Below are 24102 nucleotides of genomic sequence, written 5' to 3'. Positions count from 1 at the left end.
TTTCACTTCGCTCAACGCTTTGAACGGCAACATCGCTCCCGGGCGACCAGTGCTTCTTCGAACTCACAACTATACCTCCTGAATTTTCCAGTTTCAGGATAGTTGCGCCACACAAAGTGAGGCAGAACCGATTAAAGGGCAACGCGACAGCTGCGCTCTTGAGCCCCTGTTTTTATATATTTCTAACCAAACTCTTATATCTTCAAGCTTCATTCCGAACCGACGACCTCGCAAGATCAGCTTGAACCGCGCGATCTGTTTGCGATCATAACTTCGTTCACGCCCTTGTAGCGTGGGTTTGAGAAGTTCGAGATATTCGTAATACCGCAGGGTTCGGGGGGTGACGTCGAATTTCCCGACCATCTCTTTGAAGGTGAGCGTTTCGTCATCGGACTTGTTCATGGCGTCACTCCGTTCTGATATATGGTCGTGTTAGCGTCTCGTCGTCTAATCCTAACGTGAACTGGCGAATAACCCTTTGCTGGTTTTTCGATATGCGGACGGCGAATCCCCTGAAACCCGCCGGAAAAATCGCGACAGGCTGGCAGTTTCCGAAAAACCGAGGCGATCTGCAACTTCAGCCAGCGGTAACTCGGATGTATCAAGAAGCTCCCGTGCGCGGCGCAAGCGCACGCTATCGATAATCTGGCGATAGCTCATCGACTGACTGGCAAGTTTTCGATGTAAAGAGCGTTCTGACAAATGAAGCGTTTCGGCCACTTCCGGCGCATTGGGAAAAACGCCGCGCACCTGCATCAACACCTGATAAACCGAATTTGCTGTTCCGGTATGCTTGGGGCCGGTTTCAAGCATATTCTCGCACAAAACACGATAGTTTACCGCAAGAAGGGCATTCGCCAGCGGCAGTTTCAGCGCGCCTGTTCCAGGATGAAAGTGAATGCAACTGCGCGGTGCGCGATACACGATTTCGGTTTGCCAGCGCGCTTCTAGGTTCATCCAGCCTTTCGGGCGGTCCAACGGGCATTCGATCAGACGGATGGGCAGGTTTTCTTGACGCAGGTCCCGGAAGAAGGTCGGGCCGGACCCAAGCAGCCGTTCATGAACAAAATCCAGAAGATCGGGCGGTACATACTGGTCGTCGGCAACAAACCCTGTTGCAAAACCTTCATCGTCCTCTGTGATGTCATATGCCAGCAGTGCGTATCCCAGCCCCTGCATTTGCGTGAAAACCCTCAGCCCCGCTGTCACATTCTCTGAAACTAGCGTGGCAAGCCCGATAGGGCCATACGAGATCAGGCTGTAACGCAGACCGGTGACAAAAGCGACACCTTCAATATGCGCTGTACTCCGGCAAAAGGCACGCAGGAATGTGAGTTCCTGAATACCGTCCAGCGTGCCCCATGGATCCGAGAGAAGGCTGAGCTGCAAACCTGCTTCTTTGAGCAATGGGTCAGGATCAATGCCGTGTTCGATCAGCACGTCACACATGAACTGGATGCTATGTTTGGGAAGACGCAGGTTTTGGAGCAAGCCCACCTTCATGACGATGACCTCAAAATTCTACTGATGGGTAAATAATATCGATTTGGCAGAAAATGTCAAATTTGTGGCGTTTTCGGACATTCCCTGCCAGTCCTAACCCTGCGATGCTTGATGCAAGAGATGGGGGAGGGTTAGGGACACGGTCGCGATCAGATGCACTTTTGCGCCATTTGCAAATCCATGATTTGTTACCGCCCGATTGCTGATCCGACGTATGATAAAACCCGCCAAACTTGCTGATAGTATTCTGCTTTTCCGGGAACGATTTATCCCGGGCAGCGCATCATTCGCCTTGCAGGAGAAACTTCTTGGGGCGTGAAACCGGGAGGAAAACTATGAAACGTCGGAATTTTCTACGCAGCGCCGGGGCGCTAACTTTGGCCAGTACCTTGCCTGCGCCAATGGTTCTGCGGGCCGCAACGCCCGAAGATTATCACATTGCGGGCATTCTGTCTTTCTCGGGCGCATACGGCTTGATCGGCAATGACATGCGCAAAGGCGCGGAACTTGCCGTGGCCATGCGGGGTGGCGAATTGTTGGGCAAAAAAGTCCGCTTCAGCTGGGAAGACGATGAAACCAAACCCCAGCCCGCCGTACAAAAAGCAAGCCGGCTGTTGGCGGAAGGCACGCAATTGATGTTTGGCGCGGTCAGCTCAGCGTCGACTCTGGCACTGCAAAGCCTGTCCACACAGCGCAAGGTGCCGCATCTGGTCACGATTTCCGCAGACGACAGCATTACCAAGATGGACGGTGCGCGTTACTCATTCCGTACGTCCAACACGTTGGCCATGGAAATGAACATGTGTGTTGAATTCGTAAAGAAACGCGGGATCAAGAGAGTATACGCGGTCACGGCTGATTATCAGGCCACGCGCAGCGCCTTTGACGACTTTGCCGCAAAAGCAAAAGCCGCCGGTGTCGAGATCGTCGGGAATGACTTTGCCCCGCTTGGCAACCGCGACTTTTCGGTCATCATCGACAAGATGGCGCGTTCGGACGCCGATGGTATTCTGGTTGTGGCAACGGGCAATGACGGCGTCACCTTCTGCAAGCAGGCAGGTCAGGTTGGGATGGGTCAGAACAAAGTGCTGTTCGGCCCCGTGCTTCAGGATGAAATCTTTGCAGCCGCGACAGGCGAGGCCGCATTGGGCGTGAACTCCGGCGTGCGTTATCACTTCTCGCTCGACAATCCGGCAAACGCCGAATTCGTGACGGCCTACCGTGACGCAAACGGTGACTACCCTTCGGCCTTCGCGGGCGAGGCATTTGACGGTCTTCGCTGGTGGATGGATGTCATCGAAGCGACTGACAGCTGGGATGTGGAAACCTGGGTCGATGCATTTGAAACATCGGTCTATGAAAATTCGGTCGAAGGGCGCAAGGAAATGCGCGCTTGTGACCATCAGGCCAAACAGGTCGGTCTTTGGGGTGAAGTTGTGAAGGGCGAGGCACCATTGCCGGACCTCACCATGAAAATCACCGAAGAGTTTTCGGCAAATAGCCTGTTTAGCGACTGTTAATCGATCCTCCCTGAACTGGGCGGCGCTGTTCCCTCGCGACATGCGTCGCCCGCTTTTTTGGGGTGAAACTGAGGAACCCTGAATATGTCCATTATCGTGATCGGGCTGAGTCTCAGCTTTCTGCTGTTTCTGCTGGCAGCGGGCTTGACCCTTATTTTTGGCATGTTGGGGGTGATCAACTTTGCCCATGGCGCGCTTTATATGCTTGGCGCGTTTGTCGGGTATCAAATTGTTCATATGACCGGATCGTTCTGGTTGGGACTGCTGTTTGCGCCGCTGATCGTCGCCTGTGTTGGTGCGCTGATCGAAATTTTGGCGCTGAAACAGGTCTATGACCGCGACCACATTTTTCAGCTTTTACTCACTTTCGGATTCATTCTGGTCATCGACGACGCGACAAAGATGATCTGGGGATTTGACTATAAGCAAGTGCCGACACCAGAAATCTTCATGGCACCGATTTCCATGTTTGGCAGTCAAATACCGTCATACCGGCTTTTTGTAATCGGTTTTGGTGCAGCGGTTTCTCTGGCACTGTTCTTGCTGCTGGACCGTAGCAAATGGGGCATGATTATTCGCGCCGCCAGTTCCGATCCGGAAATGGCTCAGACACTCGGTGTAAATGTAAACCAGGTTCGCACCGGCGTCTTTGCGCTTGGTGCGTACCTTGCGGCTCTTGGTGGCGTGGTTAGCGCACCGTTGGTGCCGATCGAACTGGGCATGGGATTCAGCGTTATCATCGACTGTTTTGTCGTGGTGATCATCGGCGGGCTTGGGAACATTCGCGGCGCAATCCTTGCGTCGTTGCTGTTGGGCATGACGCGGGCGGCCGGATATACCTACGCAACTGAATGGGTCGAACTACTTACCTTTGCCCTGTTGATCGGAACGCTGATGTTCCGGCCTGCGGGCTTGTTTAGCACAAAGGGGCGTTCGGCATGACACGCAGGATTATCGGTCAGGCCCTGATGGGCATTATTATCGCAGTTATGATTATCGTTCCGTTTTTTGTGCAGGATGAGCAATGGGTGAACCTTGTCAGCCTGATCCTGATCTGGGCCTTGTTCGCAATCGGCTTTGATCTGGTCTTCGGGGTGACAGGTATGCTGTCATTCGGCCATGCGGCGTTGTTCGGGGCAGGGGGTTATGCGCTCACAATCCTCACCCTCAGCTATGGCGTCGGTTTTATACCGGGCCTTTTTGCAGCGGCGATTGTCGGAGCGGTGCTGGCTTACCTGATGGGGCTTTTTGCGCTTCGGGTTTCGGGGCTTTTTTTTGCACTGCTGACACTGGCCCTGGCGCAGATGATGTACATCCTTGCGTCCAACAAGCTGCGCGCAATCACCGGCGGATTGGACGGTATTCCAGGCGTGCCGCGGCCTGACTTGTTCGGGATCAATTTCTACGACAACCACAACTATTATGGGTTTATCGTGGCGGTTTTCCTGATCGGACTGGCGCTGATGGCATTGCTGCGTGGGTCGCCATTCGGGCGGGCATTGCGCGCGGTACAGGCGAACGACGTGCGCGCCGCGCAACTCGGATACAACGTCCATAGCTTGCGCCAATCGGCGTTTATCGTTTCGGGTGCGTATGCAGGTGTTGCAGGAGCCCTGCTGGCATCGTTGATCTTCTACATCTCTCCGCAAATGCTGCATTGGTCCACATCGGGCGACGTTTTGATCATGACCGTGCTGGGCGGCAAAGGCACATTGCTAGGTCCGATTCTTGGCGTGGCCTTGTTTGAATTACTGAAAGAAGAACTGAGCCAAATCACCCAATATTGGTACGGCATCCTTGGTCTGGTGTTCATTTTTGCCACCATCTTCCTACGCAACGGTATTGCCGGAATGTTCCAAGGTGATCAGGACGAAGGAGACATGCAATGACTGCCGGATCATTGAGTTGCAACGATATTCAGGTCTCCTTCAGCGGGTTGAAAGCTGTCAACGGTGTGACGTTCGACTTCCAGCCGGGTCAGCTTTACGGGATTATCGGACCTAACGGTGCGGGCAAGACCACGTTGATGAATGCGCTTTCGGGTCATGCCAAGCTAAGCGGTGGTCAAGTGATGCTGGACGGGCGCGATGTAACGGGCCTGTCGGTGCATAAACGGACCCGCATCGGTCTGGGCCGCAGTTTCCAGATCACCAAGATCTTCGCCGGCATGTCGGTGCTTGAGAACCTTCAACTTGCTGCTTTTGCGCATCTGTACAGGTTGCAGCCCTTCTGGCTTCCGGCGGGCCGCTTTCCTGCAGTCAGGGAACGGGCCGAAAGCGTTCTCGAAGAGATCGGCCTGACGGTGATGGCGCACCGCCCCGCCGAAACCTTGTCTCACGGCGATCAACGCGCATTGGAAGTCGGGCTGGCATTGCTGAGCAACCCATCGGTCCTGTTGCTCGATGAACCATTGGCCGGTGTTGGACATGACCAGATCGGGCCTGCGATGGAGCTGATAAAACGGATCGTCAAGGGCCGCACCGTGCTGCTGATCGAACACAACATGGACGTTGTAATGCGGGTCTCCAGTGCTTTGGTCGTGATGGTTCAAGGGCAAATTCTGGCGTCTGGCAGCCCTGAAGAAATCCGCGCAAACGCCGAGGTGCGAGCGGCTTATCTGGGAGAAGAGGAATGAAGCTGCTTGCGTTGGAAAGCTGCAATGTCACTTATGGCAAGGCGCAGGCGTTGCATAGCGTGTCGATCGAAGTCGCACAGGGCGAAGTTGTTTCGCTGATCGGGCGCAATGGCGCAGGCAAAAGCACCATTCTCAAGACGATCATCGGTTTAAAGCAACCGGTTTCAGGGCGCAGAGTCTGGAAAGGGGACGACGTTACCGCGCGACTCCCGAACCAACTGGGCCGTCTGGGCATTGGGTATGTCCCCGAAGACAGGCGCATTTTTGACAATCTGACAGTGCATGAAAACCTGCGCATCGCAACCGTCATGGGACGCACTGGCGCATGGACCGAAACCCGGATTTTTGAAATGTTTCCGGTGCTGCTTGATCGCGCGTCACAGGCGGGAAACACGCTTTCGGGCGGCGAACAGCAAATGCTGGCGATTTCGCGCGCGCTTTTGACTAATCCGGAACTGTTGCTGCTGGACGAACCGACTGAAGGCCTTGCCCCGCTGATCGTTGATGAATTGGTCGATTCGATGCGGCGGATCAACGAAGAAGGTATGACGCTTTTGCTGGTTGAACAGAACCTGCGCGTGCCGATGAAATTGGCCCATCGACAGTACGTTGTCGACAACGGGACCGTCCAGTGGAGCGGCACGACAGCAGATTTGCTGGCCAACCGCGAAGAGATCGAAAAGCTCATCAGTGTATGAGTTCAGACTGGCAAGGCGGGAAAATCCCGGAAACCAAGATAGGAAACCGTTATGCGTGTGATCGATTTCTTCGACAGGGGTGTCGCAATCAACCCTAACGTGATCGCTTTGGAAGATGCTAAAATCGGCCGGAGTTACGGCGAAGTTCAGGAACGCACATATCGTTTCGCCAATGCCATCACTGCCGAAGGGTACGGACGCGACAAGATGGCCGGCGTTTACAGCCCCAACTGCGTGAGCGGCCTTGAAGTTATGCTGGGCTTGTTTCGTGCCGGCACGATCTGGGTTCCCGTCAATGCCAAGAACGGCGTAGAAGAAAACGCGTATATCCTGGATCATAATGATGTGGAGATTCTGTTTTATCACAGCGATCTTGCACCGGCGCTGGAACAATTGCGTGAACTTTGCCCAAAGATACAAAAATTCATCTGTCTGGATAAACAAGACGGCGCGGCACCATGGCTGGAAGACTGGATGGCCGCGGCCCCTTCAACCGATCCCGATGTGCCGCTTGGCCCTGATGATCTTGTCGGAATTTTATCCTCTGGTGGGACAACGGGGCGGCCCAAGGGGATCATGCTGACGCAGTTGAACTGGACCACGCTAATCGCGAACTATTATGCCAGTTTTGATGCCGGACCTGACCCTGTGCATTTGCTGATCACGCCTATGACCCACGCGTCAGGGGTGCTTGCCATTGCGTTGATGGCCGCTGGTGCGCGCAGCGTCATCCTGCCGGGATTTGATGCCGCCAACGTTCTAGACACAATTGAAAGCGAGGGAGTGACCCATCTGTTCCTGCCGCCGACCGCCGTTTACATGCTGTTGTCGCAACCGGAAGTTGCGCAACGTAGCTTTCCGTCATTGCGGTTCTTTCTTTATGCCGCCGCACCTATGGCCATTGACAAGCTGCGCCAATGCCTGAAGATTTTTGGGCCGGTCATGGCGCAGTGTTTCGGACAAGCAGAATCGCCGATGTTCTGCGCGCTGCTGACGGCAGAGGATCACAATGTTATCGGAGATCCGGCCCGCGAACACCGGCTTGCAAGTTGCGGCAGGCCCGCACTTTTGACACCGATGGCGATCATGGATGATGACGGTAACATTATGCCGCGTGGTGAGCATGGTGAAATTGTTGTGCGCGGAAATCTGGTGATGAAGGGGTATTACAAAAACCCCGAAGCAACCGCAGAGGTTTCCCAGTTCGGTTGGCACCATACCGGCGACATCGGGTATCTGGATGACGAGGGTTACCTTTATATCGTGGACCGCAAGAAAGACATGATCATTTCGGGCGGCTTCAACGTTTATCCCTCGGAAGTCGAGCAGGTGATCTGGTCGCATCCTGCCGTGCAGGATTGCGCGGTGATCGGTGTGCCTGACGAAAAATGGGGTGAAGCGATCAAGGCGGTGATCGAACTCAAACCCGATGCAACGGTGGAACCCGAAGCAATCATTGCATTGTGCAAGGAAAACCTTGGCAGCGTAAAGGCCCCCAAAACGGTTGACTTCTGGGATGAACTGCCGCGCAGCCCCGTTGGGAAAGTGCGCAAAAAGGACATCAGGGATACGTTCTGGCAGGGGCAAGCGCGCAGAATTTAGGGAGCAGAATTATGAACATCGCGTACATTTTGACACAGTCCGCGCGCGCCTATTGCGATCGACCTGCCGTCTGCTTGGGGTTGTCGACGTTCAGCACCTACACCCAATTACAGGACCGCAGCGCGGCCTTGGCCGCTGCGCTGAAACAGCGCAATCTGGTAAAAGGTGACCGTGTTCTGATCTTCATGGGCAACCGGCCCGAATATATCGAGATCCTGTTTGCCATCTGGACTGCCGGATGTGTTGCCGTTCCGTTGAATGCCAAACTGCACCCTAACGAAGTGACCTATATCCATGCTAACTGTGATGCCGCACTTGCCTTTACCGACCGGCCGGAAGACGTCGAAGGGTTTTCAGCAGTCATTGCGGTCGGTGGACCGGAATATAATGCGGCGTTACAAGCGTCAGCGGATTTGCAGCCTGCACACGCTGCGCAAACCGATCCGGCATGGATTTTTTATACCAGCGGCACGACGGGCCGCCCGAAAGGGGCGATACTGACCCACCGCAACCTCTGGACCATGACCACGAGTTTTCTGGCCGATATGTGTCCGGTTACGGAAATGTCGGCGGCGCTGCATCCGGCACCGCTGTCTCATGCGGCAGGGCTGTTTATGCTACCGTTTGCGCAGCGGGGCGCGGCGAATGTTGTGCCGCAAAGCGGTGGATTCGATCCGCATGAAATCGTGACGTTGCTGCATGAATATCCCCATTCATCTTTTTTTGTCGCACCCACGATGCTGACGCGTCTGACGGCCTGTCCTGCGCTTGACACGGCGGCCATCGAAAACCTTGATCTGTTGTTCTGCGGCGGTGCGCCGATTTATGTCGCAGACCTGCGCCGGGCGATGGCGCTGTTGGGCAACCGCATCTGGATCGGATACGGACAAGGCGAGGCACCATGTACGATCACTTATCTACCACCGCATATATTGAGCTGGGAAATTCCGGATAGTTGGCTGGGATCCGTCGGCATTCCACGCACCGGCGTCACGGTCTGTGTGGTGGATGAAACAGGCACACAATGCCCCCCAGATGTCGCGGGCGAAGTGATCGTCAGTGGCGATGTGGTGATGGCGGGATACTGGGGCAATGAAACGGCAACGGCGTCAGCCTTGCGGGACGGCTGGCTCCATACCGGCGACATTGGCAGCGTGGACGCCCACGGTTTCCTGACGCTCAAGGACCGGTCCAAGGACGTGATCATTTCTGGCGGGTCAAATATTTATCCGCGCGAGGTCGAAGAGGTGCTGCTGCGTCATTCCGGCGTGGTCGAAACTAATGTTGTTGGCCGCGAGGAGGCCGAATGGGGCGAGGAAGTCATCGCGTTTGTCGTGGCAGAGCCGGGCGTGACCGCACAGGCGCTGGACCGTTTTTGTCTGGATAACATAGCGCGGTTCAAGCGACCCAAGGCCTATTGCTTTGTTCTCGAACTGCCCAAAAGCAGCTACGGCAAAATACTTAAGACAGAGTTGCGCCAGATGCTGACCGACCCCGATACACAATTCGAAAAACCATAAAAAAGGAGACCCAAAATGACTGCCATTATTGCCGGTGTCGGCATGATCCCTTTTGCAAAACCGGGCGCATCGGCACCTTACGACGAGATGGGCGAGGTGGCGATCCGTCTTGCACTGGATGACGCCGGTATCGCGTTCGAAGACGTGCAACAGGCCTATGCCAGCTATGTTTACGGCGACAGCACAAGCGGGCAGCGTGTGATTTACCGCGTGGGCATGACGGGCATCCCGATTATCAACGTGAACAACAATTGTTCGAGCGGTTCAACAGCGCTTTTCCTCGCACGGCAGGCTGTCGAAAGCGGTGTGGCAGAATGTGTGCTGGCGGTGGGTTTTGAACAGATGGCCCCCGGTGCGTTGGGTGTTGTCTTTCCCGATCGCCCGTCACCGCTGGCGGAATTTGATGCCGCCACGGACCGGCTGATAGGGGACGTCGATCTGCCGATGACGCTTCGGTATTTCGGCGGTGCGGGCAAGGCGCATATGGAACGATTTGGTACGAAGATGGAGACATTCGCCAAAATTCGGGCCAAGGCTAGCCGCCATGCCGCGAACAACCCACTCTCGGTTTTCCGCAAGGAGATGACCACGCAGGATGTAATGGGTGCGCAGGTGATCTGGCCCGGTGTAATGACACGGCCAATGGCTTGTCCGCCCACCTGCGGCGCTGCGGCGGCGCTTGTGGTGTCCAAAGGGTTCGCTGAAAAAATGGGCCTTGATACAACTGTACAAATCCGCGCGCAGGCAATGACAACGGATAAACTGCTGGACCCTGAAACCGGCGACATGATCGAAGTGGTTGGCGCCAGGCTGAGCCGTGATGCCGCGCGCATGGTCTATGAAAAGGCGGGCGTGGGTCCTGACGATATCGACGTGATCGAATTGCATGACTGTTTCGCGCAGAACGAATTGATTTCCTACGAGGCCCTGGGGCTATGTGCCGAAGGTGATGGCGAAAAGTTGGTCGATGATGGCGACAACACCTTTGGCGGGAAATACGTCACGAACCCGTCTGGTGGTCTGCTGTCAAAGGGGCATCCACTGGGTGCTACGGGGCTGGCACAGTGTTTTGAGTTGACCAACCAACTGCGTGGAAAGGCAGAGAACCGGCAGGTCGATAATGCGCGGCTTGCCCTCCAGCATAACGTTGGGCTGGGCGGTGCGGCGGTTGTTACACTTTATGAAAGGATTACAGCATGACAAAACCACCAATGAGAGATCGTGACGATTTCGGCGTGGCACTTGTCACCGGTGCAGGTTCTGGCATCGGACAGGGGATTGCTTTGCGGCTGGCGGAGTTGGGCGCGAGGGTTGTTGTCACTGATATTGCCGAAACAGGCATAGCCGATACGGTCAAGCAGATCGAAGCGGCAGGTGGTACAGCGCTTGGGCAAAAGCTTGATGTGTCGGATCCGGCATCGGTGAATGCGGCATTTGACGAGACGGAACGCTGGGACAAATGCGTGGATGTGCTGGTGAACAATGCGGGTATCGTCGGGATTAATCCGTTCCTCGATTTTCCTTTGGAAGACTGGAACCGCGTTATGGCTATCAACCTGACAGGCAGCATGTTGTGCGCGCAACTTGCTGCGCGTGAAATGGTTCGTCAGCGATATGGCAGGATCATCAATATCACGTCGGTCAGCGGCATCCGCGCAGGGGTCGGGCGCACGGCTTACGGCACGTCCAAGGCGGCCTTGGTGGGGCTGACACGCCAGATTGCGCTTGAAGTTGCGGCGCATGGCGTCACGGCAAACGCGATTGCACCGGGCGCCATTACAACTCCGCTCACCGAAAGCACCTATACCGAAGAAACGGTTGCGCGCCTGTTGCCGATGATTCCGGCGGGTTACATGGCCGACCCTGCGGATATCGCGGCGGCAGTTGCCTATCTGGGCTCGCCTGATGCGCGATATGTGAACGGTGAAACACTGGTCGTTGATGGTGGATATGTCTGTGGCGGCATGATGCAGACTGGCTCGCTGGATCTGGGCACAAAAAGTTCGTCCTGAACACAAGGTGTCGCGCGGCGAGGCATTTTTTCATGTCGCGCGCATCATCGGGGAACGCACTATCTTGATGTCGCCGGATTGCTGATTCTCCGATCAAATCGGACGGGAGAAACCGACAACCTACAAGCCTATGTAACCTAACGTAAATTAGTTCTTGATTTGATTATATATTTTTGATTACTTATTGGTAAGTAAATAGAAAGACGCACGCATGACTCAAGCGAATGTACTGGTCGAATACCGTGGTCCGGTTGCGTGGCTGACGTTGAACAGGGCCAACAGTCTTAATGCACTTTCTGTCGACCTCATTGGGGAACTGCGCGCCGCGATAAGAGAGATCGCTGTGGCAAAACAGGTGCGCGCAATTGTGCTGACGGCTGCGGGGCGTGCGTTTTGCGCCGGTGCCAATCTGAAGGAAGTCCTCGCTGGTCTGGATGATGCCGATACGCAAAAGGGTGATTTTCTTGACGCTATCGGCGCGACGTTTCAAGCGCTGCGTGATTTGCCGAAACCGGTGATCGGCGGGCTGAATGGCATTACCGTTGCGGGCGGGCTGGAACTCGCGATGTGTTGCGATGTGCTGATTGCGGGCGAGAGCGCCAGAATTGGCGATGCTCATTCGAATTTTGGTGTGTTCCCTGGCGCAGGCGGCGCTGCTGTCTTGCCGTGCCGGATCGGACTCGCAAACGCGAAATACCTCTTGTTTTCGGGCCAAAGTCTACCAGCGCGCGAATTGATGCGCATGGGGCTGGTGCAGGAAGTGGTTGGTGATGACGCGCTTGAAGCGCGGCTGCACGAGTTCAGCCAGTTGCTGGCGACCAAAAGCCCGCTGGTCCTGTCGCAGATGAAGCGGGTAGCCAATGCATCCATCGAAATGACGCAGGTGGAGGCGCTGAAACAGGAACTTGCCGTGCTGCGCGAACATCTGAAATCCAACGATGCGGCCGAAGGACTTGCCGCATTCGGTGAAAAACGAAAGCCGGTTTTCACCGGCACATGAGCGGAGATTGAAATGACAAAAATTTACATTGCCGGGGTCGCGATGACCAAAATGGGACGCCTCGACGGGGCAACGGTAAAGTCGCTGACCTGCGAGGCTGTCGATGGCGCGATGGCGGACGCCGGCATTGGCAAGGATGACATTCAGGCTGCCTACTACGCGAACACAACACAGCGACATCTTGAGGCGCAGTTGATGATCCCGGGCCAGATCACCCTGCGCGAGATGGGATTTGAGGGCATCCCGATGGTAAACGTCGAAAATGCATGTGCCAGCGGGTCAACCGCGTTGAACCTTGCGGCTCAATTTCTCAAAGCAGGCGAGGGTGACGTGGCTTTGGCCGTTGGGGCCGAAAAAATGTGGACAGGTGACAAAGCTAAGATGTTCAGCTTTTTCGATGGCGCGTGGGATGTGTCCACCGTTGAGGAAAATACCGAAAAACTGATGGCGCTGGGCAAAGGCATCGACGTGCCGAATGACACCACTTCGGACAAGCCGTTTTCAGTCTTTATGGCGATTTACGGAGCGTTCGGGCTGGCGCATATGCGCACGTTCGGCACGACCCAAAAACAGATTGCTGCGATTGCAGCAAAGAACCACATGCATTCGGTTGAAAATGAAAAGGCGCAATTCCGCGCGCCTTATACCGTTGACGAAATATTAAGCGCACCACCGATCACTTATCCTTTGACCCTGCCAATGTGCGCCCCGATGAGCGATGGCGGTGCCGCTGCGGTTCTGATGACCGAGGCCGGATTGAAAAAGTTCGGGATCAGCCGGGATCGTGCCATCGAAGTGCGCGCCAGCGTGATCCAGACCGGATCAAACCGCGCGCCGGAGGATTATGAGAACCACCTGACCGCGATTGCGGCACGGCGGGCATATGAAATCGCCGGTATCGGTCCCCAAGACGTATCAGTTGCCGAAGTGCATGACGCAACAGCGGTGGGTGAGTTGATCCAGATCGAAAACCTTGGGCTGTTCCCATTTGGCGAAGGGGGTGCTGCATCCGAGCGCGGTGACACCTCCATCGGCGGGCGGGTGCCGGTGAACCCGTCGGGCGGGCTGGAATGCAAAGGCCACCCGATTGGCGCGACTGGGTTGGGCCAGGTTTACGAACTGGTATCGCAACTGCGCGGTGAATGTGGACCTAGACAGGTCGAAGGTGCGCGGATCGCCATCGCGGAAAATGGCGGCGGTTTGATCGGTATCGAAGAGGCCGTGGCCTCCATCCTTATTCTCGGGCGCTAGGAGCGAAAGATGTTCAAAACCGAAGAGCAGATAATGGCTTGCGATTCCTTGCGCCGGTTTCTGGATGACCAGATCGAACCGGAATACCTGAAGGTTAAGGATGCGCCGTTCGAAAAAGAAGTCATTCAGGGTTTCATGACGCGACTTGCCGAGTTCGGTCTGACATCGGCCCCGCATCCCGAAGAAGCGGGCGGTATGGGGCTGGATTGGACCACCCACCTGATGCTGTTCGAAGAGGTTGGTGTTACGGCAATAGATATCGCGCTGCCCATTCTGATCAACGTGGTGGCAGGTGAGATTCTGCTGAAGCTCGGGTCTGATGAGATTCGCAAAAAATATATCGGTCCGTTGCTTGCCGGTGAAATTACCGCGTCGATGGGCATATCGGAACCAAATGTCGGGTCCGATGTGGCCGCTGTCAAAACCCGAGCGCGGCGGGACGGCGATGACTGGGTGATCAATGGCGAAAAGACCTGGATCACCAATGGTCGCTTTTCGGATTTCCTGATATGCACCTGCGCCACCGATGAGGGCCTGACCCATATTCTAGTGGATCGCAAAGAGCATGGCTATGAAACCCGCGACATCAAAAAAATGGGTCTGAACGCACAATCCACGGCACAGATCTTTCTTGATGACGTGCGTGTGCCGATTGCAAACACGATAGGCGAGGTCGGCCGCGGCTTGCAGCAAACGCTTGTGGTGTTTGAACGGGCGCGCGTTCACATGGCCATGTGGGGAATCTCCCTGGCACGGCGCGCGTTGGAAGAGTCGATCAGATATGCGCAGGAACGCAACCAGCACGGCAAGCAGATAGCGGGTCACCAGCTCATCGCAGACAAGATCGCCGTAATGGCCACAGAGATTGATGCTGCGCGGCTTTTGACCCTCCGTGCCGCTGGCATGATCGACCGCGGCGAACGCTGCGACAAGGAATGTGCCATGGCCAAATGGTACGGCACGGAAATCGCAGTGAACGCAACGCGCCAAGCAGTGCAGATCCACGGTGGCAATGGTGTCACCACCGATTTTATCGTCGAACGGCTGGCGCGCGAGGCCATTATCGGGCCGATCCCGGACGGGACTACAGAAATACAAAAATTGCTGATCGCACGGACGCTTACCGGCGTGCAGGCATTCAAATAGGAGCGGTCATGGAAATCGAAGGCAAGACAATCATCGTCACCGGCGGGGCATCGGGTCTTGGCGCGGCGACGGCGAAATATCTGCGAGCACGCGGTGCCAAGATTGGTATTTTCGATATGTCGCAGGGCGCTGGCGATGCGCTGGTCAAGGAACTGGGTGCTTCAAACGCAATGTTCTGCAACGTCGATGTGACCGACGATGAAGGCGTGGACGCGGCAGTTGACGCCGTGGTTTCAAAATTCGGTGCGCTGCATGGGTGCATCAACTGCGCCGGGGTCGTCAGCCCGATGAAAGTGATCGACCGTGACGGCAAGGCCGCGTCGCTCGACACATTCCGCCGCACGGTTGATATCAATCTTGTCGGCACATTCAACGTAATGAGCAAAGCTGTTCAGCGGATGTTGTTGAATGAACCCGAAAACGGCGAAGAGCGCGGTGTTGTTGTCAACGTCTCCTCTGGTGCTGCGATGGAAGGGCAAATCGGCCAGCCGGCTTATTCGTCGTCAAAGGCGGGGGTGATGGGCCTTAACCTGCCTGCCGCGCGCGAACTGGGTGCCAAGGGCATTCGCGTCAACGCGATTGCACCCGGCCTGTTCGGCACGCCGATGGTCATGTCGCTGCCCGACAACGTGATCGCAAACCTCGAAGCCTCTGTCGAAGCGCCCAAGCGTGTCGGCCGGATGGAAGAATTCGCTCATTGCTGTGCCTTTCTGATCGAGAATTCATATATGAACGGCGAAACCGTGCGGCTTGATGCTGCCACGCGCCTGCAGGCGAGATAGGGCGATGCTGCAACGCTCAGGTCCCCTCAAAGGTGTACGCATTGTTGAAATGGCAGGTCTTGGCCCTGCGCCGTTTGCTGCGATGCATCTGGCTGATCTGGGCGCTGAAGTGGTGCGCATCGCGCGGCCCGGTCAGAAATTTCCGTTGCCGATTGATGCGAAATACAATCTGTTCAACCGCTCGCGCCGCAGCCTGACACTTGACCTGACAAAGGCCAGAGATGTCGACCGGCTCTGGCAGTTGATCGAACGTGCCGAGGTGCTGATCGAAGGGTTCAGGCCGGGCAAAATGGAAAAGCTGGGATTTGGTCCGGAACAGGTGCAGGCGCGCAATCCGGCCTTGGTCTATGGCCGATTGACCGGATGGGGACAGGAAGGGCCGCTGGCACATGCAGCGGGCCACGACATGAATTATGCCGCCATAACCGGTGCGGTTTGGGGTTTGGGCGATGCGGACCGCCCGCCACCTGCACCGATGAACCTGATCGCGGATCAGGGCGGCGGCGCGATGATGCTGAACGTTGGTATCCTTGCAGCCCTGACTCATGCGCGCGCCACGGGGCAGGGGCAGGTGGTCGATACGGCCATGACGGACGGGGTTAACCTGCTGATGACCATGCAGCACGGGTTGGTCGCATGTGGCGCTTGGTCTGATAAACGGTCTGGCGATTTTATCAACGGCGGCGTTGCGTGGTATCGTTGTTACGAAACGGGCGATGGCAAATATGTGTCCGTTGGATGTCTCGAACCGCAATTTTTTGCCGAACTTCTGGCACTTCTGGGCCTCACAGACGATCCGCGCTTTGCCGATCAATACGCACCCACCGCGCAGGCCAGTATGATGGACGCGCTTACGGAGATTTTCCTGACTGCGACCCAACAGGAATGGTGCGATATTCTGGAAGGCAGCGACGCGTGTTTCGCACCTGTGGTTTCTCTGGCTGACGCATCGGATCATGCGCATAATCGCGCCCGGGGCAGCTTTGTCACAGTAGGTGGCATCGAGATGCCGACGCCCGCACCGCGATTCTCGCGAACACAACCCGACACACCGACGACCGGAGATGCGGGAGAAATCAGCCTTGATGAAATCCTTGAACACTGGGGGAACAACGCATGACTGCCTTGTCTTTTGCCGATGCGATGCAGCTTTTTGTGGTCGGCCTGTCACAAGGGTGCCTTTATAGCCTGATCGCGATTGGTCTGGTGCTTGTGTATAAGGCGACTGAGCAGGTGAATTTTGCCCAAGGCGAATTCATGATGCTGGGGGCATTTGTCGGGTATCAGTTCATCGTGCTGATGGGGATGCCCTACTGGCTGGGTGCGATGTTGACATTGGTCTTCATGGGCGCATTCGGCTACGGCGTCGAAGCGCTTGTGGTGCGGCGCCTGACGGGCCAGCCGGTGTTCACTGTCTTTATCCTGACGCTGGCATTGGGTATCGCGCTCAGGGCGGTTGCAGGGATAATTTGGGGGTTTGGCAACTATTCGTTGCCTGCTCCGGTTGATGGCAATCTTACACTGGGCCCAGTGATCATTTCTTGGACCAGCGTGTTGTCGATTGTTGTCACCGCGGTTGTCGCCAGCGCGCTGTACCTGTTTTTCCGTTACGCTCGGCAGGGTGTCGCCATGCAGGCGTTGTCCCTGAACCAGTTAGCAGCGTTCTACATGGGTATTCCTGTGAAACGGCTGACATCCTCGATCTGGGCAATGTCCGCGATCTTTGGCGGGATTGCCGGACTGCTCCTGGGGCCAATGACGTTGGTTTCGACGCAGATGGGTTTTATCGGGTTCAAGGCATTTGCAGGGGCAATTGTCGGTGGTTTCGGCTCCATCCCCGGTGCGGTGATCGGTTGCTTGCTGATCGGTGTGACGGAACCGTTTTTCGATATCATGTTCCCGACCCTCAAAGGAATTGGTGCCTACTTGATCATGTTCCTTGTGCTGTTGATCCGTCCGCAAGGCCTGCTGGCCCAAATTTATGCAAAGAAGGTCTAAGCCATGCGCGTAATTTTTCGCAAATCCTATGTTCAGGACATCCAGCTTTTCCGCGACCGTGGACAGGCATTCTGGTATCTGCTGTTTGCCGCGATCGCACTGGCCGCGCCGCTGTTTCTGGACGGCTATTTTCTGGATGAACTCTCATTCGTATTCATCTATGCTATCGCGGGTCTCGGGCTAATGGTGCTGACCGGATTTTCCGGGCAGGTGAGTTTCGGACAGGCGGCGTTTGTCGCAATCGGTGCCTACACTCACACGATCCTGCTGACCCGTTACAGCGTGCCGTGGCTTTTGTCGCTGCCGATAGCGGCGTTGGTGGCTGGGCTGGTCGGGTTGGCCGTCGGACGGATCTGCGGAAAGATGCACGGGCTGTATCTGGCGATTGCCACGCTTTCGATTGCGATTGTGACCGAACGGCTCATCGGTGGTGCGGGCGATTTCACAGGCGGTCATCGTGGCCTTTCGGTGCCGGAAATCAATATTCTCGGGCTGGCCATCGACGAAAGCTGGAAAGTTTATCTGCTGAATTTTGTCATCTTCGTGGGTTGTATCCTGATCGTTCGCAACCTGACACGCACAAGGTCGGGTCGCGCCATGATTGCGATCCGCGACTCCGAAGTGTCGGCGCGGGCGTTGGGAACCAATGTGGCCTTCTTCAAGGCATATGCGTTCTTCATCTCGGCAGTTTTTGCGGGCCTCGCGGGCGGGCTGCTGGCGCACGCCTTCTTCTACATCACGCCGGAAACCTTCGGAATGGGGGAATCCATCCGTCTGCTGTTGATGATCGTCGTCGGCGGGATCGGAACCATCCACGGCGCGGTTTTTGGGGCGTTCTTTATCGTGCTGCTGCCAACCGTGTTGAGCTGGGTCAAGATCGTGCTGCCCAGTGCAGTCGCCACGTCCGGCGGTTTCGATAGTCTTGCATTCGGTCTGATCCTGCTGGGGTTCATCCTGTTCGAACCTGACGGACTTTATGGACGCTGGACCAAGATCCATCACTATTTCAACGTGTTCCCGATGTACAAGAAGCGCAGTTTCCAGCGTCAGAAGACATTCCTCAAAACGGAGCGTTTAAGATGAACGGGTTGGAGATAGATAACGTATCGCTTTCCTTTGGTGGTTTGAAAGCGGTGGATGGCTTGAGCTTTTCAGTTGAACCGGGGTCGGTGTTCACCATCATTGGCCCCAATGGCGCGGGCAAAAGCACGGTGTTCAACCTCATCTGCCGGATTTACGATCCGTCGCAAGGCGACATCCGGTTCAACGGCAAAAGCCTGCGAAAAGCGAAATCCCATGAGGTAATCAACCACGGCATTGCGCGGACGTTCCAGAATATCGAACTGTTCGAACATGCGTCATTGCTTGATAACTTGCTGATCGGGCGCATCCGTCACGGCAAATTCGGGCCTCTGAGTGAGCTGTTTTTTACCCGTTCGCAGATGCGTCAGGAACTGGCCCACCGCCGCAAAGCCGAAGAAATAATCGAGTTTCTTGATCTCGAAGGCTACCGTCATGCACGGGTTGCGGATTTGCCGTATGGCGTGCGCAAAAAGACCGAAATGGCCCGCGCGTTGGTGTCGGAGCCAAAGATCCTGTTGCTGGACGAACCGTCAAGCGGACTGACCAGCGAGGAAACCGACGATACTGCTTTTGTGATTGAAGATATCCGCGAGGTCCTGGGTGTCACCGTTGTTATGATCGAACACGACATGAAACTGGTGAACAAAGTTTCGGACATGGTGCTGGCCATCAACGAAGGCCGGTTTCTTGCAAGCGGCAGCGCATCCGAAGTTCAAAGCGATCCCGATGTTCAGGCGGCATATCTGGGAGGGCAGGCAGCATGACCGAGGTACTGCGCGCCAGCAACGTCGAAACGATGTATGGCAGGGTGATGGCCATTCGCGGCATCAGCCTGACGGTCAAGGAAGGGTCGGTCGTTACGGTCATGGGCTCCAATGGGGCGGGCAAAACGACGATTTTGAAAACCATCTCCGGCGCGCTTGATCCGTTCAAGGGGCAGGTGGAATTTGAAGGGCGCGATATCACCGCGCTTGACCCAGATGTCATCGCGCGCGCCGGCATCGCCCATTCACCCGAAGGGCGCGAAGTGTTTTCCCTCTTGTCGGTCAAGGACAACCTGATGATGGGTGCCTATTGCCGCAAGGATCGCGATGAAGTGGCGCGTGACTTGGAAAAGGTGCTGGGCTGGTTTCCCGTGCTGCGCACCTTTCTGGAAAAGCAGGCGATCTATCTATCTGGCGGGCAACAACAGATGTTGGCTTTGGGTCGCGCGTTTATGCAGCGTCCGCGCGTGATGTTGCTGGACGAGCCGTCGCTGGGCCTGTCACCGCTCCTGATTTCCGAGATTTTCCAGATCATCAAACGGATCAACGTCGAAGAAGGCGTGACCATGTTGCTGGTTGAACAGAACGCCAGTGTTGCGCTGCCGGCCGCCGATTTCGGGTACGTCCTTGAAACCGGCCGGATCGTTATGGAAGGTGAACGCGACGTTCTCATGAAAAGTGCTGACATTCGCGAATTCTACCTTGGCATCAAAGCAGAAAGTGCGCGCGGCGACCGCCGCTGGAAAGCAAGAAAGACGTGGCGATGAACACAATGCAAGACCAATCCACCGCAGGATGGACGCCGCCGCCGGTCCAGATTGACGGCTGTGACACGTTCTCCAAACTGTTCCGGCAGAACTGCAAGAAGTTCGGCAACAAAATCGCAATCCGCGAAAAGGATTTCGGCATCTGGAAAGAATTCAGCTGGCTGGACTATTACGCATCCGCGCGCAGGGTCGGGTGTTCACTTATGGCGTTGGGCTACCGTGAAGGTGACGTGGCCGCGATCATTAGTGAAGACAACAAGGAGTGGGTGTTTGCCGACCTTGGCATCCAGTGCATCGGGGCCACGACTCACGGGCTATATCCTACTTTGCAGGAAAAGCAAGTTGCCTATCAGTTGAACGATAGCGGAGCGAAGGTGCTATTCGTTGAGGATGAAGAGCAGCTAGATAAGTATCTGGGTGTGGAGGACCAGCTTGATCATCTCGAAAAAGTTATCGTATTTGATATGGAAGGGTTGCGCAGTTTCCAGCATGACAAAGTCATAGGCTGGGAAGAATTTCTCGCACTGTCGGACGCTAAAATCGAAGAACTGAGCGTTGAATTTGAGCGCCGCGTTGATGCGGGCGATCCCGAAGATATCGCAACGCTGATCTATACGTCCGGCACAACCGGTGCTCCCAAAGGTGCCGCGATGTCGCACCGCTTCTTTCTAGCGCAATCGGATAATTACCCCGAATTGCCGCTCGGACCGGGCGATGAAGTTTTGACGTTCCTGCCGCTGTGTCACGCGGCCGAACGGATCCTGTCTGTCTGCGTGCCGATCCGTCACGGCATAACCATCAACATCGCGGAAAGCGGCGATACATTTGCCGCTGACATTCAGGAAGTCGCGCCAACATTCATCTTTGCGGTGCCGCGCGTGTGGGAAAAATTCTATTCCCGTATCAATTTTGTGATGAATGATGCCACCGCATTTGGCCGGTTTGCCTATGACCAAGCCCTGAAAACGGCTGGACGCAGGGAGGCATTGATTGCTGCGGGAAAATCTGTGCCGACGATGCTTAGGCTTAGGCATAAGGTGCTGGACTTTCTGGTGCTTCGAAATATCAGGGTCGAACTGGGACTGGCGCGCGCGCATACGATCGTATCGGGTGCGGCACCGATTTCAGCCCGACTGCTCAGCTGGTTCAATGCCCTTGGGGTGACAGTACAAGAGGCATATGGCCAGACCGAAACCGGCATTGTGACTGCAACCATACCGGGCAGATCACCGATCGGTTCCATCGGCCGGGCAATGCGCAATGTCGAAGCGAAACTGGCCGATGACGGTGAAATCCTCATTCGCTCATCCAGCAATTTTTCGGGTTATCTGAACCAGCCTGAAAAGACGGCGGAAACCGTGGTCGATGGCTGGGTCTATACGGGTGATGTTGGGACGATGGATGCCAATGGTGACCTAACTATTCTGGACCGCAAGAAGGACATCATCATCACCGCAGGCGGCAAGAACATTACGCCTTCGCAGTTGGAAAACGAGCTCAAATTCTCGCCCTATATTTCTGATGCGGTGATCATCGGGGACAAGCGCAAATACCTGAGCGTGCTGATCATGATCGACCACGAAAACGTTGAAAAATACGCGCAGGAAAAGCGTATCCCGTTTTCCAACTACAAATCCCTGTGCGCAAACACCCAAATCCAGGACTTGATCGAAGGCGAGGTGGAACAGGCGAACAGCGGTTTCGCGCCGGTCGAGCAGGTAAAGAAATTCCGGCTGATCGACGTACTTTTGACAGCCGAAGACGACGAGCTGACTCCGACGATGAAGCTTAAGCGCAACGAGATCGAGCGCAAATACAAAGACCTGATCGAAACGATGTATTGAAACACCAAAGGGAGAGACCAATGAAGAAACTAGCAACAGCACTTGCGTTTACCGCAATGACAGCCACCGGCGCGATGGCCGAGGGGCTGCAGGGCGTGACCGACGACATGATCACGCTTGGCACCTATACGGACCTAAGCGGGCCGTTGGCAGTCTGGGGTGTGCCCGAGGCGAATGGCCTGCGCATGCGCGTGGACGAGATCAATGCGGCGGGCGGCATTCACGGTCGCCAGCTTGAGATTATAATCGAGGACACGCAATATCAGGTGCCCCGCGCGATTCAGGTTGCAAACAAACTGATGCGCCGCGACCAGATTTTTGCGATGGTTGGCGCGCTTGGCACACCGATGAACCTAGCGATCATGCCGCAACAAATTGAAGCGGGAATTCCCAACATGTTCCCGATGTCGGCCGAGGTCGAGATGTATGAACCATTGGATCCGATGAAATACGCATTTTTTCGCAGCTATACAGACCAGTTTCGCGCGGGCGTTGCATACTTCAAGGAAAATGGTGATTTCTCAACACCCTGCATTGCGCAACTCGCAAATGAAGCTGGTGAATCAATGGCGCTTGGCGTCACGCAGCAATTGGCAGAGTATGACATGAAAGTCGCGGCCAAAACGGAGCATTCGGCAACCGAATCCGATATGCTCTCGTCTGTAACCACATTGAAAAACGCCGGTTGCGATATCGTGTTTCTGGCGGGTGGGGTGCGCGATACAATTCTAGTTGTTGCAACATCTAAAAAGCTTGGTTTTGAACCGACTTTCGTGACTGGAATGGTGTCCTATATGGATGCAGTTGCGACTGCCGCTGATGGCGCGATGGATGGTCTATATCTGGTATCGCCTTTTGTTTTTGCGAACGCAGGAGACTCCGAAGGGGAAGCAAAACGTATCCTGGAGAGTTACAGCGAAATTTACGGTGAAAAGATGGCCCCACAAGCGCAGCTTGGTTACGTTTTCATCGACCTGATTGCCGTGGCGCTCGAAGCTGCTGGTCGCGATCTGACGACCGAAGGATTTCTGGCCGCAACCGAAGCGATCACTAGCTATGTTGATCCGATCGGCGGCCAGTCGGTCAGCTTTGGCCCGGAAGACCATCAGGGCATCGAAAGTCTGATTTTGGCAAAAGTCGAAGACGGTAAATGGACTATTGCGGCCCGCGGGCTCGACTACTAATCTGTCAGTGATAAATGCGGGCGGTGCTTCGGTTCCGCCCGTTGGTTTTGAAAGAGTAGCTTTGACTAGAATCCATTGGCACAAAAAAACCAAAGATGCCAAAGGCCAGCAAAAGCTGAAACGGCGGGCCATGCTCAATCTGGCCGCGCATTCGTTTTCAACAGTCGGATACAAACAGACATCGATGGATGACATCGCAGCGGCACTCGCAGTCACCAAGCCCGCGCTTTATTATTACGCCAAAAACAAAGAAGATATCCTGATGCAATGCGCCCGCATCTCGCTGGAGCGGGTCGAGCTATGCTTCACATCGGCACAGGAAGTTCAGGGTAACGGGCTTGATCGTATCCGCGTATTCTTTAGAGTCTATGCGAACATGGTTGTGAGCGAATTCGGCTCTGCCTTGATGCGCGAAGCGCGGCGCAATCTGACCGGAGAAAATCAGAAGAATTTGCGTCAGACACTGATACACGGTCAGAATTTTCTTGAAAGTATTATCGCAGAAGGGATCAAAGACGGTTCTATCCGCGATTGCGACTCAAAGCGCCTCGCACATGTGCTTTTTTCGGCCTTCAACCAGATGCCGATCTGGTATAATCCGAAAGGGCCGCTTAACCCAGAGAGTATTGCAGATGAAATGCTGGAACTAATCATCCATGGCGTGGGTGCGAAGAATACTTGATTCTAAATTTGTTGCCTATTCAAACAGCGCCGATTTTATTAAAGATTTAACATAAGATGGACTCTCGGATTTTTGAAGGAGCACTTTCATAATTAACATAAACTTTATTAT

Annotated in this window: 23 protein-coding genes; 21 read left to right on the top strand and 2 right to left on the bottom strand. The window is 55.3% G+C overall.

Annotated elements, in window-relative coordinates; genetic code table 11:
- Window positions 1-93: 93 nt before the first annotated feature.
- Together GGE09_RS19970 and GGE09_RS19965 are read right to left on the bottom strand one after the other, a co-directional pair.
- Window positions 94-402 carry a MerR family transcriptional regulator gene (locus GGE09_RS19970; protein WP_120352511.1) on the bottom strand — a complete coding sequence of 103 codons (309 nt, stop codon included), beginning with the start codon at window positions 400-402 and terminating at the stop codon, window positions 94-96.
- A 51-nt stretch (window positions 403-453) separates the two neighbouring features.
- Complete coding sequence (locus tag GGE09_RS19965; protein WP_064223623.1) at window positions 454-1503, bottom strand: AraC family transcriptional regulator; 1050 nt, start codon at window positions 1501-1503, stop codon at window positions 454-456.
- Window positions 1504-1838: 335 nt separating this feature from the next.
- Between GGE09_RS19965 and GGE09_RS19960 the strand changes: the two genes are divergently transcribed.
- The 21 genes from GGE09_RS19960 (at window position 1839) to GGE09_RS19860 (ending at window position 23991) form a co-directional block, all read left to right on the top strand.
- On the top strand, window positions 1839-3023 hold the full coding sequence (locus GGE09_RS19960) for an ABC transporter substrate-binding protein (RefSeq protein WP_067296557.1): 1185 nt from the start codon (window positions 1839-1841) through the stop codon (window positions 3021-3023).
- An 84-nt stretch (window positions 3024-3107) separates the two neighbouring features.
- Window positions 3108-3965 (top strand): branched-chain amino acid ABC transporter permease, encoded by an 858-nt coding sequence (locus tag GGE09_RS19955; RefSeq protein WP_120352510.1) that lies wholly within the window; start codon window positions 3108-3110, stop codon window positions 3963-3965.
- Complete coding sequence (locus tag GGE09_RS19950; RefSeq protein WP_082894733.1) at window positions 3962-4912, top strand: branched-chain amino acid ABC transporter permease; 951 nt, start codon at window positions 3962-3964, stop codon at window positions 4910-4912. The genes GGE09_RS19955 and GGE09_RS19950 overlap by 4 nt, the downstream gene beginning before the upstream one ends.
- Window positions 4909-5658, top strand: a complete 750-nt coding sequence (locus GGE09_RS19945; RefSeq protein WP_064223626.1) for an ABC transporter ATP-binding protein — start codon at window positions 4909-4911, stop codon at window positions 5656-5658. The genes GGE09_RS19950 and GGE09_RS19945 overlap by 4 nt, the downstream gene beginning before the upstream one ends.
- Window positions 5655-6356, top strand: a complete 702-nt coding sequence (locus GGE09_RS19940; protein ID WP_176832926.1) for an ABC transporter ATP-binding protein — start codon at window positions 5655-5657, stop codon at window positions 6354-6356. The genes GGE09_RS19945 and GGE09_RS19940 overlap by 4 nt, the downstream gene beginning before the upstream one ends.
- Before the next feature lie 51 nt (window positions 6357-6407).
- Window positions 6408-7958, top strand: a complete 1551-nt coding sequence (locus GGE09_RS19935; RefSeq protein ID WP_067296559.1) for an AMP-binding protein — start codon at window positions 6408-6410, stop codon at window positions 7956-7958.
- A gap of 11 nt (window positions 7959-7969) precedes the next feature.
- A complete protein-coding gene (locus GGE09_RS19930) occupies window positions 7970-9478 on the top strand; it encodes a class I adenylate-forming enzyme family protein (protein ID WP_074647007.1) in 1509 nt (502 codons plus the stop codon).
- A 15-nt stretch (window positions 9479-9493) separates the two neighbouring features.
- Window positions 9494-10678, top strand: coding sequence for a lipid-transfer protein (locus tag GGE09_RS19925; RefSeq protein WP_009808028.1), 1185 nt, complete (start codon window positions 9494-9496; stop codon window positions 10676-10678).
- Window positions 10675-11490: an SDR family NAD(P)-dependent oxidoreductase gene (locus GGE09_RS19920; RefSeq protein WP_229678646.1), complete on the top strand. Its 816-nt coding sequence runs from the start codon at window positions 10675-10677 to the stop codon at window positions 11488-11490. The genes GGE09_RS19925 and GGE09_RS19920 overlap by 4 nt, the downstream gene beginning before the upstream one ends.
- Before the next feature lie 211 nt (window positions 11491-11701).
- On the top strand, window positions 11702-12490 hold the full coding sequence (locus GGE09_RS19915) for an enoyl-CoA hydratase/isomerase family protein (protein ID WP_009808030.1): 789 nt from the start codon (window positions 11702-11704) through the stop codon (window positions 12488-12490).
- 12 nt (window positions 12491-12502) lie between these two features.
- Entirely contained in the window at window positions 12503-13741 is a 1239-nt protein-coding gene (locus GGE09_RS19910) for a thiolase family protein (RefSeq protein WP_009808031.1), read from the top strand.
- Between the two features lie 9 nt (window positions 13742-13750).
- The gene (locus GGE09_RS19905) at window positions 13751-14887 is read left to right on the top strand and encodes an acyl-CoA dehydrogenase family protein (protein ID WP_009808032.1); all 1137 of its coding nucleotides are present in this window, start codon (window positions 13751-13753) and stop codon (window positions 14885-14887) included.
- Window positions 14888-14895: 8 nt separating this feature from the next.
- The gene (locus GGE09_RS19900) at window positions 14896-15669 is read left to right on the top strand and encodes an SDR family NAD(P)-dependent oxidoreductase (protein ID WP_009808033.1); all 774 of its coding nucleotides are present in this window, start codon (window positions 14896-14898) and stop codon (window positions 15667-15669) included.
- A 4-nt stretch (window positions 15670-15673) separates the two neighbouring features.
- Window positions 15674-16789, top strand: a complete 1116-nt coding sequence (locus GGE09_RS19895; RefSeq protein WP_009808034.1) for a CaiB/BaiF CoA-transferase family protein — start codon at window positions 15674-15676, stop codon at window positions 16787-16789.
- The gene (locus tag GGE09_RS19890) at window positions 16786-17667 is read left to right on the top strand and encodes a branched-chain amino acid ABC transporter permease (protein WP_120352508.1); all 882 of its coding nucleotides are present in this window, start codon (window positions 16786-16788) and stop codon (window positions 17665-17667) included. Before GGE09_RS19895 ends, GGE09_RS19890 begins: the two co-directional genes overlap by 4 nt.
- A gap of 3 nt (window positions 17668-17670) precedes the next feature.
- Window positions 17671-18750: a branched-chain amino acid ABC transporter permease gene (locus GGE09_RS19885; protein ID WP_009808036.1), complete on the top strand. Its 1080-nt coding sequence runs from the start codon at window positions 17671-17673 to the stop codon at window positions 18748-18750.
- Window positions 18747-19514, top strand: coding sequence for an ABC transporter ATP-binding protein (locus GGE09_RS19880; protein ID WP_009808037.1), 768 nt, complete (start codon window positions 18747-18749; stop codon window positions 19512-19514). The genes GGE09_RS19885 and GGE09_RS19880 overlap by 4 nt, the downstream gene beginning before the upstream one ends.
- On the top strand, window positions 19511-20281 hold the full coding sequence (locus tag GGE09_RS19875; RefSeq protein ID WP_064223630.1) for an ABC transporter ATP-binding protein: 771 nt from the start codon (window positions 19511-19513) through the stop codon (window positions 20279-20281). Before GGE09_RS19880 ends, GGE09_RS19875 begins: the two co-directional genes overlap by 4 nt.
- Window positions 20278-22125 (top strand): long-chain fatty acid--CoA ligase, encoded by a 1848-nt coding sequence (locus GGE09_RS19870; RefSeq protein WP_009808039.1) that lies wholly within the window; start codon window positions 20278-20280, stop codon window positions 22123-22125. Before GGE09_RS19875 ends, GGE09_RS19870 begins: the two co-directional genes overlap by 4 nt.
- A gap of 20 nt (window positions 22126-22145) precedes the next feature.
- Window positions 22146-23309, top strand: a complete 1164-nt coding sequence (locus GGE09_RS19865) for an ABC transporter substrate-binding protein (RefSeq protein WP_309747940.1) — start codon at window positions 22146-22148, stop codon at window positions 23307-23309.
- 7 nt (window positions 23310-23316) lie between these two features.
- The gene (locus GGE09_RS19860) at window positions 23317-23991 is read left to right on the top strand and encodes a TetR/AcrR family transcriptional regulator (protein WP_309747939.1); all 675 of its coding nucleotides are present in this window, start codon (window positions 23317-23319) and stop codon (window positions 23989-23991) included.
- Window positions 23992-24102: the final 111 nt, after the last annotated feature.

This window comes from Roseobacter sp. N2S (genome assembly GCF_031454055.1).
Taxonomy (GTDB): Bacteria; Pseudomonadota; Alphaproteobacteria; order Rhodobacterales; family Rhodobacteraceae; genus Amylibacter.
This window is presented reverse-complemented; position numbering and strand designations above follow the sequence as displayed.

Excerpts from the sequence above, each read along its gene's own strand:
- GGE09_RS19970 (WP_120352511.1), bottom strand. The coding sequence starts at position 402 with ATGAACAAGTCCGATGACGAAACGCTCACCTTCAAAGAGATGGTCGGG.
- GGE09_RS19965 (WP_064223623.1), bottom strand. The coding sequence starts at position 1,503 with ATGAAGGTGGGCTTGCTCCAAAACCTGCGTCTTCCCAAACATAGCATC.
- GGE09_RS19960 (WP_067296557.1), top strand. The coding sequence starts at position 1,839 with ATGAAACGTCGGAATTTTCTACGCAGCGCCGGGGCGCTAACTTTGGCC.
- GGE09_RS19955 (WP_120352510.1), top strand. The coding sequence starts at position 3,108 with ATGTCCATTATCGTGATCGGGCTGAGTCTCAGCTTTCTGCTGTTTCTG.
- GGE09_RS19950 (WP_082894733.1), top strand. The coding sequence starts at position 3,962 with ATGACACGCAGGATTATCGGTCAGGCCCTGATGGGCATTATTATCGCA.
- GGE09_RS19945 (WP_064223626.1), top strand. The coding sequence starts at position 4,909 with ATGACTGCCGGATCATTGAGTTGCAACGATATTCAGGTCTCCTTCAGC.
- GGE09_RS19940 (WP_176832926.1), top strand. The coding sequence starts at position 5,655 with ATGAAGCTGCTTGCGTTGGAAAGCTGCAATGTCACTTATGGCAAGGCG.
- GGE09_RS19935 (WP_067296559.1), top strand. The coding sequence starts at position 6,408 with ATGCGTGTGATCGATTTCTTCGACAGGGGTGTCGCAATCAACCCTAAC.
- GGE09_RS19930 (WP_074647007.1), top strand. The coding sequence starts at position 7,970 with ATGAACATCGCGTACATTTTGACACAGTCCGCGCGCGCCTATTGCGAT.
- GGE09_RS19925 (WP_009808028.1), top strand. The coding sequence starts at position 9,494 with ATGACTGCCATTATTGCCGGTGTCGGCATGATCCCTTTTGCAAAACCG.
- GGE09_RS19920 (WP_229678646.1), top strand. The coding sequence starts at position 10,675 with ATGACAAAACCACCAATGAGAGATCGTGACGATTTCGGCGTGGCACTT.
- GGE09_RS19915 (WP_009808030.1), top strand. The coding sequence starts at position 11,702 with ATGACTCAAGCGAATGTACTGGTCGAATACCGTGGTCCGGTTGCGTGG.
- GGE09_RS19910 (WP_009808031.1), top strand. The coding sequence starts at position 12,503 with ATGACAAAAATTTACATTGCCGGGGTCGCGATGACCAAAATGGGACGC.
- GGE09_RS19905 (WP_009808032.1), top strand. The coding sequence starts at position 13,751 with ATGTTCAAAACCGAAGAGCAGATAATGGCTTGCGATTCCTTGCGCCGG.
- GGE09_RS19900 (WP_009808033.1), top strand. The coding sequence starts at position 14,896 with ATGGAAATCGAAGGCAAGACAATCATCGTCACCGGCGGGGCATCGGGT.
- GGE09_RS19895 (WP_009808034.1), top strand. The coding sequence starts at position 15,674 with ATGCTGCAACGCTCAGGTCCCCTCAAAGGTGTACGCATTGTTGAAATG.
- GGE09_RS19890 (WP_120352508.1), top strand. The coding sequence starts at position 16,786 with ATGACTGCCTTGTCTTTTGCCGATGCGATGCAGCTTTTTGTGGTCGGC.
- GGE09_RS19885 (WP_009808036.1), top strand. The coding sequence starts at position 17,671 with ATGCGCGTAATTTTTCGCAAATCCTATGTTCAGGACATCCAGCTTTTC.
- GGE09_RS19880 (WP_009808037.1), top strand. The coding sequence starts at position 18,747 with ATGAACGGGTTGGAGATAGATAACGTATCGCTTTCCTTTGGTGGTTTG.
- GGE09_RS19875 (WP_064223630.1), top strand. The coding sequence starts at position 19,511 with ATGACCGAGGTACTGCGCGCCAGCAACGTCGAAACGATGTATGGCAGG.
- GGE09_RS19870 (WP_009808039.1), top strand. The coding sequence starts at position 20,278 with ATGAACACAATGCAAGACCAATCCACCGCAGGATGGACGCCGCCGCCG.
- GGE09_RS19865 (WP_309747940.1), top strand. The coding sequence starts at position 22,146 with ATGAAGAAACTAGCAACAGCACTTGCGTTTACCGCAATGACAGCCACC.